Below are 12646 nucleotides of genomic sequence, written 5' to 3' on the forward strand. Positions count from 1 at the left end.
ACGTCAGATGGGCATCGAGGAGAAGCTTCCCGCCGGCGTCCTGCTCACCTCGGTGGAGAAGCTGGTCAACTGGTCCCGGAAGTCGTCCGTGTGGGGCGCCACCTTCGGCCTGGCCTGCTGCGCCATCGAGATGATGGCCGCCGGTGGTCCGCACTACGACATGGGCCGCTGGGGTATGGAGGTCTTCCGGGCCTCGCCCCGGCAGGCCGACCTGATGATCGTGGCCGGCCGGGTGAGTCAGAAGATGGCGCCGGTGCTGCGCCAGATCTACGACCAGATGGCCGAGCCCCGCTGGGTGCTCTCCATGGGCGTCTGCGCCAGCAGCGGCGGCATGTTCAACAACTACGCGATCGTGCAGGGCGTCGACCACGTCGTACCGGTCGACATGTACCTGCCCGGCTGCCCGCCCCGGCCGGAGATGCTGATCGACGCGATCCTCAAGCTCCGCGAGAAGATCATGTACGAGCCGCTGGGCCCGAACGGCCGCAAGATGCTGGCGGCCCGCCAGGAGCGTGGCGACGTCCCGGTCGTGCCCTACGGCTCCATGCCGTCCTCGTACCGCAACGACAAGGCCCGGCGTGCCGAGTGGACCCGGGCGGTCCGCGAGGGGCGCGAGGAGCAGCTGCGAATCGAGAACTGGATGAACGCGCAGAACCACCTCCACCCGCAGGTAGGCCCCAAATGACGTCACCCACCGACAAGCCCAACGACGGCGGCGTGCCGGTACCGGTCACCCCGGCCGGTGCCAGCAGCACCGCCCCCGCCGAATACCCGCCAGCCAGCCCGGCGGGCCGCGGGATGTTCGGCAACCAGGGCACCGGCGACGTGTCCGGCTACGGCGGCCTGGTCCGCCAGCGCGAGCCGATCGAGGAGGCCGCCCGGCCGTACGGTGGCTATTTCGACGAGGTCCGCGACGCGCTGGAGGAGGCCTACCCGGCCTTCGGCGACGCGATCGAGAAGGTCGTGGTCGACCGGGGTGAGCTGACCCTGCACGTACGCCCGGAGCGCATCGCCGAGGTCTGCCAGGTGATGCGGGACGATCTGGCGCTGCGCTTCGAGCTGTGCTCCTCGGTGTCCGGCGTGGACTACCTCGGCGCCGACGAGCGCCGGCTGCACGTGGTCTACCTGCTCACCTCGATGACCTACCGGCGTCGGGTCCGCCTGGAGGCCGCCGTCTCCGTGGAGAGCCCGCACCTGCCCAGCGTGACGGCGATCTACCCGACCGCCGACTGGCAGGAGCGGGAGGCGTACGACATGTTCGGCATCGTCTTCGACGGCCACCCCAACCTGACCCGCATCCTCATGCCGGACGACTGGGAGGGCCACCCGCAGCGCAAGGACTACCCGCTCGGTGGCGTGGCGGTCGAGTACAAGGGCGCTGAGATCCCGCCGCCGGACCGGAGGAGGTCCTACCAGTGACCACGTCGAACTACGCGACCGAACGCGAGACCACCGAGGGCAGGGTCTTCACCGTCACCGGTGGGGACTGGGACTCGGTCGTCTCGAGCACCGACCCGATCAACGACGAGCGGATCATCGTCAACATGGGTCCGCAGCACCCGTCCACGCACGGGGTGCTGCGGCTGATCCTGGAGCTGGAGGGCGAGACGGTCCGCGAGGCCCGCTCGGTCGTCGGCTACCTGCACACCGGCATCGAGAAGAACCTCGAATACCGCAACTGGGTCCAGGGCTCGACGTTCGTGACCCGGATGGACTACCTCGCGCCGATCTTCAACGAGACGGGTTACGCGCTGGCGGTCGAGAAGCTGCTCGGCATCACCGACGACATCACCGAGCGCGCCACCACCATCCGCGTGCTGATGATGGAGCTCAACCGGATCTCGTCGCACCTGGTCTGGCTGGCGACGACCGGCATGGAGCTGGGCGCGATCTCGATCATGCTCTACGGCTTCCGCGAGCGGGAGTACATCCTCGACATCTTCGAGACCATCACCGGCCTGCGGATGAACCACGCGTACGTCCGTCCGGGCGGCGTGGCGCAGGACGTGCCGGACGAGGCGATCGTCAAGATCCGCGAGTTCCTGAAGATGATGCCGAAGAAGCTCAAGGAGTACGAGGACCTCCTCTCCGGCCAGCCGATCTGGACCGAGCGGACGCAGAACGTCGCGGTGCTGGACGTGACCGGCTGCGTGGCGCTCGGCATCACCGGGCCTGTGCTGCGTTCCGCCGGGTTGGCCTGGGACCTGCGTAAGACCATGCCGTACTGCGGTTACGAGACGTACGAGTTCGACGTGCCGACCCACCCCGACGGCGACGTGTGGGGCCGCTACCTGGTCCGGCTCGCCGAGATCCGGGAGTCGATGAAGCTGGTCGAGCAGGCGCTGGACCGGCTCCGGCCGGGCCCGGTGATGGTCGCCGACCGCAAGATCGCCTGGCCGGCGCAGTTGGCCATCGGCGTCGACGGCATGGGCAACTCGCTGGAGCACGTCGCGAAGATCATGGGTCAGTCGATGGAGTCGCTGATCCACCACTTCAAGCTGGTCACCGAGGGCTTCCGGGTCCCGCCGGGCCAGGTGTACGTCGGCATCGAGTCGCCCCGCGGCGAGTTGGGCGTGCACGCGGTCTCCGACGGTGGCACCCGGCCGTACCGGGTGCACTACCGGGAACCGAGCTTCGTCAACCTCCAGGCCCTCCCGGCGATGGCCGAGGGCGGCCTGATCGCCGACGTGATCGCCGGCGGCGCCTCGCTGGACCCCGTGATGGGTGGTTGTGACCGATGACTTTCACTGACACGACGCGCGAGCGGGCGCGCGAGATCATCGCCCGCTACCCGGCGGACCGGTCCCGCTCAGCGCTGCTGCCGCTGCTGCACCTGGTCCAGTCGGAGGAGGGGTACGTCTCTCCGGCCGGTGTCGCGTTCTGCGCCGAGGTGCTCGGGCTGAACAAGGCCCAGGTCGGCGCGGTAGCCACCTTCTACACCATGTACAAGCGCAAGCCGACCGGCGACTTCCTGGTCAGCGTCTGCACCAACACGATGTGCAACGTGCTCGGCGGCCAGGAGGTCTACGACACCCTCGCCGAGCACCTCGGTGTCGGGCACGACGAGACCACCGCCGACGGGAAGATCACCCTGGAGCACGCCGAGTGCCTGGCGGCCTGCGATTACGGCCCGGTGATGACCGTCAACTACGACTTCTTCGACGGCGTGGACTCGTCCACCGCGGTCGGCGTGGTCGATGAGCTGCGCGCCGGCGGCCGGCCGATGCCGACCCGCGGCGCCCGGCTCTGCACGCTCAAGGAGATGGCGGTCCAGCTCGCCGGTTTCGCCGACGAGCGGGACGGCGCGGTCGCCGACGGCGGGCCGGGCGAGCCCACCCTGCGCGGGTTGCGGCTGGCGCAGCAGCACGGCGTCTCGGTGCCGGGCTTCGACCCGAACACCCCGATCCGCAGCAAGGCGGAGGCGGACAATGCGGCCGCCAAGGCGAAGGCGGCCGAGGCCGCCGCGACGCCGGTTGAGGCGCCCGCCCCGCAGGTCAGCCCGGTGAAGGGTGGCGACGGGGCGTCCGCTCCGACGGGTACGCCCGGCAACGCCGGCGCCGGCCAGCCGGCGGAGACCTCCCCGCCGACCCCGCGCGACGCGCAGGAGGCGGAGGCCGCCGGTGTGGCGACCAACGCGCCGGCCGGTGACGGCAAGCCCGCCGGTGACTCCACCGGCGCGCAGGAGCGCAACCTCAACGAAGCGTCGGCGAGCGCCGATGGCGCGACCTCCACCGTCGCGAGCGAAACGGGGGCCCAGAAGTGACCACTCCCCGCCCGGAGACGCTGGCCAAGCTGACGCCGGTGCTGACCAAGCGCTGGCTGTCGCCGGACGCCTGGCGGATCGGCACGTACGAGCAGCTGGACGGCTACGCTGCGCTGCGCAAGGCGCTCAAGGCCCACCCGGACGACCTGATCCAGCTCATCAAGGACTCCGGGCTGCGTGGCCGGGGCGGCGCGGGCTTCCCCACCGGTCTCAAGTGGGGCTTCATCCCGCAGGGCGACGGCAAGCCGCACTACCTGGTGGTCAACGCCGACGAGGGCGAGCCGGGCACCTGCAAGGACCTGCCGCTGATGACCCACGACCCGCACTCCCTGGTCGAGGGCGTGATCATCGCTTCGTACGCGATCCGGGCCAACCGCGCCTACATCTACATCCGGGGCGAGGCGGTGCACGCCGCGCGCCGGCTGCGCAACGCGGTCCAGGAGGCGTACGACAAGGGCTACCTCGGCCGCAACATCCTGGGCAGCGGCTACGACCTGGAGCTGGTGGTGCACTCGGGCGCCGGGGCGTACATCTGCGGCGAGGAGACGGCGCTGCTGGACTCGCTGGAGGGGTTCCGGGGCCAGCCCCGGCTGCGCCCGCCGTTCCCGGCCACCCACGGCCTGTACGCCAGCCCGACGGTGGTGAACAACGTCGGCACCATCGCCAGCGTGCCGCCGATCGTGCTCGGCGGGGCCGACTGGTGGAAGACCATGGGCACCGAGAAGTCGTCCGGGCCGATGATCTACTCGCTCTCCGGCCGGATCGCCAACCCCGGCCAGTACGAGTGCTCGATGGGCGTCACGCTGCGCGAGCTGCTGGAGCTGGCCGGCGGGATGCAGCCCGGGCACAACCTGAGGTTCTGGACCCCGGGCGGTTCGTCCACCCCGCTGCTCGCCGCCGAGCATCTGGACGTGCCGCTGGACTTCGAGGGGGTGGCGGCGGCCGGGTCGATCCTCGGCACCACGGCCACCCAGATCTTTTCCGACCAGGACTGCCCGGTCTACGCGACCTACCGGTGGCTGGAGTTCTACCACCACGAGTCGTGCGGCAAGTGCACCCCGTGCCGGGAGGGCAACTACTGGATGGTCCGGGTCTACCGGCGGATCCTCGCCGGCCAGGGCACCCACGAGGACCTGGACACCCTGCTGGACACCTGCGACAACATCCTCGGCCGCTCGTTCTGCGGCCTGGGTGACGGCGCGACCAGCCCGGTGACCTCGTCACTGAAGTACTTCAAGCAGGACTACCTCGACTACATCGAGGGACGGACCGCGCCGAAGCTCTCCGACAAGCAGCTGGTTGGAGCTCACTGATGACGGACGTAGCCAAGCAGACCGACACGGTCACCCTCACCATCGACGGCGTCGAGGTCACCGCCCCCAAGGGGACACTGCTGATCCGGGTCGCCGAGCAGATGGGCACCGAGATCCCCCGGTTCTGCGACCACCCGCTGCTGGCACCGGCCGGCGCGTGTCGGCAGTGCCTGGTCGAGGTGGAGGGGCAGCGCAAGCCGGTCGCCTCCTGCACACAGGCCGTCGCCGACGGCATGGTGGTCCGCACCCAGCTCACCTCCCCGGTGGCCAAGAAGGCGCAGGAGGGGGTGATGGAGCTGCTGCTCCTCAACCACCCCCTGGACTGCCCGATGTGTGACAAGGGCGGCGAGTGCCCCCTGCAGAACCAGGCGATGTCCACCGGCCGCACCGACTCCCGCTTCCACGAGCACAAGCGGGAGTACGAGAAGCCGATGGCGATCAGCAGCCAGGTGCTGCTGGACCGCGAGCGTTGCGTGCTCTGCCAGCGCTGCACCCGGTTCTCCGAGGAGATCGCCGGCGACAAGTTCATCGACCTGATGGGCCGGTCGTCCACCGAGGAGATCAACATCTACCGGGACGACGCGTACGGCGAGGAGGGCGACGCGGGTGACGTGCCGTTCAATTCCTACTTCTCCGGCAACACCGTGCAGATCTGCCCGGTGGGCGCGCTGACCGGTGCCCAGTACCGGTTCCGTGCCCGGCCGTTCGACCTGGTCTCCAGCCCGAGCGTCTGCGAGCACTGCTCGGCGGGCTGCGGGCAGCGCACCGACTGGCGGCGCGGCAAGGTGCTGCGCCGGCTGGCGGGCGACGAGCCGGCGGTGAACGAGGAGTGGAACTGCGACAAGGGCCGGTGGGGCTTCCAGTACGCCCGGGCCACCGACCGGCTGACCACCCCGCTGGTCCGCGACGAGCGCACCGGCGAGCTGCGCGAGGCCTCCTGGAGTGAGGCGCTCACGGTGGCCGCCGAGGGGCTGCACGCGGCCCGCGAGAGCGGGCAGGGCACGGCGGTGCTCACCGGCGGTCGGCTGACCGTCGAGGACGCCTACGCGTACGCGAAGTTCGCCCGGGTCGCGCTGAACACCAACGACATCGACTTCCGGGCCCGACCGGTCTCCCGCGAGGAGTCCGACTTCCTGGCCAGCTCGGTCGCCGGGGTCACCGACGTCACCTACACCGACGTGGATAACGCGCCGGCGGTGGTGCTGGTCGGCCTGGAGCCGGAGGAGGAGTGCCCGATCCTCTTCCTGCGGCTGCGCAAGGCGTACCTGAAGAAGACCCTGACGGTGTACGCGCTGGCGCCGTTCGCCACCCGCGGCCTGGAGAAGCTTGGTGCCAAGCTGGCCCGGGTGGTGCCGGGCGAGGAGGCGAGCGTGCTCGCCGAGCACGCCACGGTCGCCGAGGCGCTGAGCGCGCCGGGCGCGATCCTGATCGTCGGCGAGCGGCTGGCCACTGTGCCGGGCGGGCTCTCCGCCGCGGCGGACGTGGCTCGGCGTACCGGCGCGAAGTTGGTCTGGGTGCCGCGGCGCGCGGGTGACCGCGGCGCGGTCGACGCGGGCTGCCTGCCCAACCTGCTCCCCGGTGGACGGCTGGTCACCGAGCCGGCCGCCCGCGCCGAGCTGGGCGAGGCGTGGGACATCCCGGCCGGGGTGATCCCGAGCCAGGCCGGTCGGGACACCGATCAGATCCTGGCGGCTGCGGCGAACGGGCAGCTGGGCGCGCTGGTGGTCGGCGGGGTCGACCCGGCCGACCTGGCCGACCCGCGGCTCGCCGAGACCGCCCTGGACGCGGTGCCGTTCCTGGTCAGCCTGGAACTGCGCGGCAGCGCGGTGACCCGGCGGGCCAACGTGGTGCTCCCGATCGCCCCGGTGGTCGAGAAGGCCGGCAGCTTCCTGGACTGGGAGGGTCGGCTTCGTCCGTTCGAGGCGGTGCTGCAGACCGCGGCGATGACCGACGGCCGGGTGCTCGACGCGCTGGCCGCGCTGCTCGACGTGCGGCTCGGCACCGCGGACGTGCCGAGCGTGCGCCGCGAGCTGGGCACGCTGCCGGCGACCCGCACCCAGCGGCCGGCGCCGCCGTCGGTGGCGCCGGGTACGGCGCCGCGCCCGGGCGCCGGGGAGGCCGTGCTGGCCACCTGGCACCAGCTTGTCGACCTGGGCACCCTGACCGACGGCGACGAGCACCTCGCCGGCACCGCCCGCCCGCCGGTGGTCCGGCTGGGCAAGGGCACCGCCGAGGCGCTCGGGGTCGCCGATGGCGACCCGGTCACGGTGGGCACCGACCGGGGGGCGCTGACCCTGCCGGCGGAGCTCACCGAGATGCCGGACGACGTGGTCTGGCTGCCGACCAACTCACCGGGTTCGACCGTGCGACGCAGCCTTGGGGCGACGTCCGGCGCGGTCGTGCGGATCTCCGTCCCCGCACCGAGCGCGGCCGTCCCGGCCGGGCGGGTGGCGGCGGACGAGGCCGGTCTCCCGGGTCCGCTCCTCAACGCTGGGGGTAACCAGTGAGCCCGTCTTACCTGGCCCAGGACCCGACGCTGGCCGACTTCGGTCGGGATCCGTGGTGGCTGGTTCTCATCAAGATCGTCTTCGCGTTCGCCTTCGGTCTGGTGGCCACCCTGCTCGGCGTCTGGTTCGAGCGGCGCGTGGTGGGCTACATGCAGGTGCGGCCCGGCCCCAACCAGGTCGGCCCGTTCGGCCTGCTGCAGACCCTCGCCGACGGTTTGAAGATGGCCTTCAAGGAGGACATCCTGCCGAAGGCGGCCGACAAGGTCGTCTACTTTTTCGCCCCGACCATCTCGGTGATCTGCGCGGTCACCGCGCTGGCGGTGGTGCCGTTCGGCCCGATGGTGAGCATCTTCGGCCACCACACGCCGCTGCAGGTCACCGACGTGCCGGTGGCGGTGCTGTTGCTGCTGGCCTGCTCCTCGATGGGCGTCTACGGCATCGTGCTGGGCGGGTGGGCCTCCGGCTCGACGTACCCGCTCCTCGGCGGCCTGCGGTCGAGCGCCCAGATGATCTCCTACGAGGTCGCCATGGGGCTCTCCATCGTGGCGGTGTTCATGACCGCCGGCACGATGAGCACCAGTGGGATCGTCGCCGCCCAGGGCCACGGCACCCAGCTGTCCATCTTCGGCCAGCAGATCCCGGCGCCGGGCTGGTACGCGATCCTGCTGCTGCCCAGCTTCATCATCTTCTTCATCGCCACCGTGGGTGAGACCAACCGGGCGCCGTTCGACCTGCCCGAGGCCGAGTCGGAGCTGGTCGCCGGCTTCATGACGGAATACAGCTCGCTGAAGTTCGCGCTCTTCATGCTCAGCGAGTACGTCGCGATGGTGACCATGTCCGCGGTCACCACCACGCTGTTCCTCGGCGGTTGGCGTGCGCCGTGGCCGATCACCATCTGGGAGGGCGCCAACTCCGGTTGGTGGCCGATGCTCTGGTTCTTCGGCAAGGTGATCGCGCTGGTCTTCGTCTTCGTGTGGCTGCGCGGCACGCTGCCTCGGCTGCGGTACGACCAGTTCATGCGCTTCGGCTGGAAGGTGCTGCTGCCGATCAACCTGGTCTGGATCCTGGTCCTGTCGGGCCTGCGTTCCATCGAGGACTGGGACGCGCGCGGCAAGATGATCGCGGTCGGCATCCCGGCCGGCATCCTGCTGATCGCCACGCTGTTCTGGCCCAGCCGCCGACCGCAGCCGAAGCCGACGACTCAGGAACAGGTGGACAGCCGCCCGTACGGGAGCTTCCCGCTGCCACCGATGGATCTTCAGGTACCACCGAGCCCGCGTATCACGCGCGTGGTCGCCGAGCGGGAGCCGGCCAACATCGCCACCGGCTCGGACTCCAGGGAGGTGTGACGTGGGCACGATCACCGGAACGTTCAAGGGCTTCGGGGTCACCTTCTCGCACATGTTCAGGAAGGTCGTCACCACCGACTACCCGTTCAAGCCGCCGGTGTCGGCGCCGCGCTATCACGGGCGGCACATCCTCAACCGGCACCCGGACGGGCTGGAGAAGTGCATCGGCTGTGAGCTGTGCGCCTGGGCCTGCCCGGCGGACGCGATCTTCGTCGAGGGTGGCGACAACACCGACGAGCAGCGTTTCTCGCCGGGCGAGCGGTACGCCAGCGTCTACCAGATCAACTACGCCCGGTGCATCTTCTGCGGGCTGTGCATCGAGGCCTGCCCGACCCGTTCGCTCACCATGAGCAACGAGTACGAGCTGGCCCGGGACAACCGGCAGGATCTGATCTTCACCAAGGAGCAGCTGCTCGCGCCGCTGCTCGAAGGCATGGAGCAGCCGCCGCACCCGATGCGTCTGGGCGACAGCGAGAAGGACTACTACGTGGGCGCGTTGGACAACCCGGGCACCTCCGCCGGGGCCGAGACGTCCCCGATGGGCCCCGGCCGCTACCAGGTCGAGGAGCACCCCGGCGTGACGTTCCCGGGCGCCGAGCAGGCGGCCCAGCGAGCCGGCGCGGGCAAGGGAGACGGAGCATGACAACGGAGACGGTGCTCGCCGCGGCGGGTTCGGTGCCCGGCGGCGAGGCGGTCACCTTCTGGATCCTCGCCCCGCTGGCGCTGATCGGGGCGATCGGCATGGTGGCGGCGCGCAACGCCGTGCACTCGGCGCTCTGGCTGGTGCTGACCATGCTCTGTCTGGGCGTGTTCTACGTGCTCCAGGCCGGTCCGTTCATCGGCATGGTGCAGATCATCGTCTACACCGGCGCGATCATGATGCTCTTCCTGTTCGTGCTGATGCTGGTCGGGCGGGACTCCTCGGACTCACTGATCGAGACGCTGCGCGGCCAGCGGGTCGCCGCGATCGTGCTTGGGCTGGGCTTCGCCGGCCTGATCGGCAGCGGCCTCTACCAGGCGCTGGACCAGACCACCGCGGTCGGCCTGGAGCAGGCCAACGCGGAGGGGAACGTGCAAGGCATCGCCCGGCTGCTGTTCACCAAGTACGTCTTCGCGTTCGAGCTGACCTCGGCGCTGCTGATCACCGCCGCGGTCGGCGCCATGGTGCTGGCGCACGTCGAGCGACGTAAGCAGGACAAGATGGACCAGCCGGCCACCATGCGGGCGCGCTTCGCTCCGGGCAGCTATCCCGGTCCCAAGCCGGGCCCCGGAATCTTCGCGACCTCCTCCTCGGTGGCCACCCCGGCCCGGCTGCCCGACGGCCGCCTGACCGACCGCAGCACCCCGGCGATCCTTCCGCAGCGTGAGCTGACCGCCGAGGAGACCACGCTGAAGGGGACGGACAAGTAATGGACGGGTTCTTCTCGGTCGAGCCGAACTACTACCTGGTACTCGCCGCGGTGCTGTTCACCATCGGCGCCGCCGGGGTGCTCGTACGGCGCAACGCGCTCGTGCTGTTCATGTGCGTGGAGCTGATGCTCAACGCGGCCAACCTGACGCTGGTCACCTTCAGCCGGATCAACGGTGACCTCAACGGTCAGATCATGGCGTTCTTCGTGATGGTGGTGGCGGCGGCTGAGGTCGTGGTCGGTCTCGCGATCATCATGTCGATCTTCCGGACTCGACGCTCCGCGAGCGTCGACGACGCCAACCTGCTCAAGTACTAAGGGGCAAGCAAGTGGAAGAGACTGTGCAGTACGCCGGTGCCACGGGCTTGCTCAGCAGCGTCTGGCTGCTCGTGGCGATCCCGCTGGTCAGCGCGGCCATCCTGCTGCTGCTCGGCCGGCGGGCCGACCGCTGGGGGCACTGGTTGGGCGTCGCCGCCATCGGTGCCGCGTTTGTGCTCGGCCTGGCCTCCTTCTTCCAGCTGCGTGGCCTGGAGAACAAGTCGGTCGAGCTGAGCCTCTGGGACTTCATCGCCGTCGGTGATCTGCGGGTCGACTTCGGCCTGCTGTTCGACCCGCTGGCCGCCGTCTTCGTGCTGCTGATCACCGGCGTGGGCTTCCTGATCCACCTGTACGCCGTGGAGTACATGGCGCACGACGCCGGCCGCCGCCGGTTCTTCGCGTACTTCAACCTGTTCGTCGCGGCCATGCTGCTGCTGGTGCTCGGCAACAACTACGTGATGCTGTACTTCGGCTGGGAGGGCGTCGGTCTGGCGTCGTACCTGCTGATCTCCTTCTGGTACGAGCGGCCGAGCGCCGCCACCGCCGGCAAGAAGGCCTTCCTGATGAACCGGGTCGGCGACGCCGGCCTGGCCATCGGCATCTTCATCATGTTCGCCACCCTGGGCACCACCCAGTACGACGAGGTGTTCAACGGCGTCGGCGCGCTGGCCGGTTCGACCGTGCTGGTGCTCGGCCTGCTGCTGCTGCTCGGCGCGACCGGCAAGTCCGGCCAGTTCCCGCTCCAGGCGTGGCTGCCGGACGCGATGGAGGGCCCCACCCCGGTGTCGGCGCTCATCCACGCCGCCACCATGGTCACCGCGGGCGTCTACCTGATCGCCCGGTCCAACCCGATCTTCTCCGCCAACTCGACGCTCCAGCTCGTGGTGGTCAGCGTCGGCGCGCTCACCCTGCTGATCGGCTGCATCATCGGCGCGGCCAAGGACGACATCAAGCGGGTGCTCGCCTGGTCGACGGTGAGCCAGATCGGCTACATGTTCCTCGGCGTCGGCCTGGGCGGCGCGGCGTACGCGCTGGCCATCGTGCACCTGCTGGCGCACGGCTTCTTCAAGGCCAACATGTTCCTGGGCGCCGGCTCGGTCATGCACGGGATGAACGACCAGGTGGACATCCGCCGCTTCGGCGGGCTGTCGAAGTACATGAAGATCACCTGGCTGACCTTCATGATGGGCTGGCTGGCCATCATCGGCATGTTCCCGTTCTCCGGCTTCTTCTCCAAGGAGCCGATCATCGTGGCCGCCTTCGAGCGGTCGGACTGGACCGCCTGGCTCTTCGGCGGGGCTGCTCTGCTGGGCGCCGGGCTGACCGCGTTCTACATGACGCGGCTCTTCGTGCTCACCTTCCACGGCCCGAAGCGCTGGACCGAGGACATCGAACACCCGCACGAGTCACCCGCGCTGATGACCATCCCGCTGGTCCTGCTGGCGGTCGGCTCGGTCGGTGCCGGCTTCCTGCTCGCCACCTCGGTCCCGGACTGGCTGACGGCGACCGCCGGGCTGGGCGCCCACGAGGAGGCGCACGAACCGGTCCTCTCGCACACGGTGATCACGGTGCTCTCACTGCTGGTCACCGTGCTGGGCGCCGGGCTCGCCTGGTTCCTGTTCCGGGCCGGTACGGCCACCGCGCCGCAGCCGGCCGGCGTACTGGTCACCGCCGCCCGGCGCAACCTCTACACCGACACGGTCAACGAGGCGGTCTTCGAGAAGCCGGGCATCTTCCTCACCCGGGCGCTGGTCTTCCTCGACAACCGGGGCGTCGACGGACTGGTCAACGGGCTCGCCGCCGCGGTCGGCGGTGGCTCGGCCCGGCTCCGGCGGCTGCAGACCGGCTTCGTCCGCTCGTACGCCACCTCGATCCTGGCCGGTGCGCTGCTGGTGATGGCGGCGTTCCTGGCGGTGCAGGCCGGGTGGTTGGCGTGATCGACCTCTTTCCGGCCGCCCCCGCCGGCGGACCACGCAGTGACGACGGA

Annotated in this window: 11 protein-coding genes; all 11 read left to right on the forward strand. The window is 70.1% G+C overall.

What is annotated here, in order from left to right; all coding sequences use genetic code 11:
- Positions 1-7 precede the first annotated feature (7 nt).
- The 11 genes from ABZU69_RS28165 to nuoL are packed head-to-tail and all read left to right on the forward strand — an operon-like array spanning position 8 to position 12596.
- On the forward strand, positions 8-685 hold the full coding sequence (locus ABZU69_RS28165) for an NADH-quinone oxidoreductase subunit B (RefSeq protein ID WP_145785918.1): 678 nt from the start codon (positions 8-10) through the stop codon (positions 683-685).
- Positions 682-1419, forward strand: a complete 738-nt coding sequence (locus ABZU69_RS28170) for an NADH-quinone oxidoreductase subunit C (protein WP_354967322.1) — start codon at positions 682-684, stop codon at positions 1417-1419. The genes ABZU69_RS28165 and ABZU69_RS28170 overlap by 4 nt, the downstream gene beginning before the upstream one ends.
- Complete coding sequence (locus ABZU69_RS28175) at positions 1416-2741, forward strand: NADH-quinone oxidoreductase subunit D (RefSeq protein ID WP_354967323.1); 1326 nt, start codon at positions 1416-1418, stop codon at positions 2739-2741. Before ABZU69_RS28170 ends, ABZU69_RS28175 begins: the two co-directional genes overlap by 4 nt.
- A complete protein-coding gene (gene nuoE, locus ABZU69_RS28180; RefSeq protein ID WP_354967324.1) occupies positions 2738-3763 on the forward strand; it encodes an NADH-quinone oxidoreductase subunit NuoE in 1026 nt (341 codons plus the stop codon). The genes ABZU69_RS28175 and nuoE overlap by 4 nt, the downstream gene beginning before the upstream one ends.
- Positions 3760-5076, forward strand: a complete 1317-nt coding sequence (nuoF, locus tag ABZU69_RS28185) for an NADH-quinone oxidoreductase subunit NuoF (RefSeq protein ID WP_354967325.1) — start codon at positions 3760-3762, stop codon at positions 5074-5076. The genes nuoE and nuoF overlap by 4 nt, the downstream gene beginning before the upstream one ends.
- Positions 5076-7583 (forward strand): NADH-quinone oxidoreductase subunit G, encoded by a 2508-nt coding sequence (locus ABZU69_RS28190; protein ID WP_354967326.1) that lies wholly within the window; start codon positions 5076-5078, stop codon positions 7581-7583. The genes nuoF and ABZU69_RS28190 overlap by 1 nt, the downstream gene beginning before the upstream one ends.
- The gene (gene nuoH / locus ABZU69_RS28195) at positions 7580-8932 is read left to right on the forward strand and encodes an NADH-quinone oxidoreductase subunit NuoH (RefSeq protein WP_354967327.1); all 1353 of its coding nucleotides are present in this window, start codon (positions 7580-7582) and stop codon (positions 8930-8932) included. The genes ABZU69_RS28190 and nuoH overlap by 4 nt, the downstream gene beginning before the upstream one ends.
- Position 8933: 1 nt before the next feature.
- Positions 8934-9575 carry an NADH-quinone oxidoreductase subunit NuoI gene (gene nuoI / locus ABZU69_RS28200; RefSeq protein WP_121655456.1) on the forward strand — a complete coding sequence of 214 codons (642 nt, stop codon included), beginning with the start codon at positions 8934-8936 and terminating at the stop codon, positions 9573-9575.
- Positions 9572-10342, forward strand: a complete 771-nt coding sequence (locus ABZU69_RS28205; RefSeq protein ID WP_354967328.1) for an NADH-quinone oxidoreductase subunit J — start codon at positions 9572-9574, stop codon at positions 10340-10342. The genes nuoI and ABZU69_RS28205 overlap by 4 nt, the downstream gene beginning before the upstream one ends.
- Positions 10342-10659, forward strand: a complete 318-nt coding sequence (gene nuoK, locus ABZU69_RS28210) for an NADH-quinone oxidoreductase subunit NuoK (RefSeq protein ID WP_354967329.1) — start codon at positions 10342-10344, stop codon at positions 10657-10659. Before ABZU69_RS28205 ends, nuoK begins: the two co-directional genes overlap by 1 nt.
- Positions 10660-10670: 11 nt before the next feature.
- Positions 10671-12596: an NADH-quinone oxidoreductase subunit L gene (nuoL, locus tag ABZU69_RS28215; RefSeq protein ID WP_354967330.1), complete on the forward strand. Its 1926-nt coding sequence runs from the start codon at positions 10671-10673 to the stop codon at positions 12594-12596.
- The last annotated feature ends 50 nt before the right edge of the window (positions 12597-12646 follow it).

It is taken from the genome of Micromonospora sp. NPDC005206 (genome assembly GCF_040608175.1).
GTDB lineage: Bacteria > Actinomycetota > Actinomycetes > Mycobacteriales > Micromonosporaceae > Micromonospora.

Coding starts and splice junctions, on each gene's coding strand:
- ABZU69_RS28165 (WP_145785918.1), top strand. CDS start 8: ATGGGCATCGAGGAGAAGCTTCCCGCCGGCGTCCTGCTCACCTCGGTG.
- ABZU69_RS28170 (WP_354967322.1), top strand. CDS start 682: ATGACGTCACCCACCGACAAGCCCAACGACGGCGGCGTGCCGGTACCG.
- nuoE (WP_354967324.1), top strand. CDS start 2,738: ATGACTTTCACTGACACGACGCGCGAGCGGGCGCGCGAGATCATCGCC.
- ABZU69_RS28190 (WP_354967326.1), top strand. CDS start 5,076: ATGACGGACGTAGCCAAGCAGACCGACACGGTCACCCTCACCATCGAC.
- ABZU69_RS28205 (WP_354967328.1), top strand. CDS start 9,572: ATGACAACGGAGACGGTGCTCGCCGCGGCGGGTTCGGTGCCCGGCGGC.
- nuoK (WP_354967329.1), top strand. CDS start 10,342: ATGGACGGGTTCTTCTCGGTCGAGCCGAACTACTACCTGGTACTCGCC.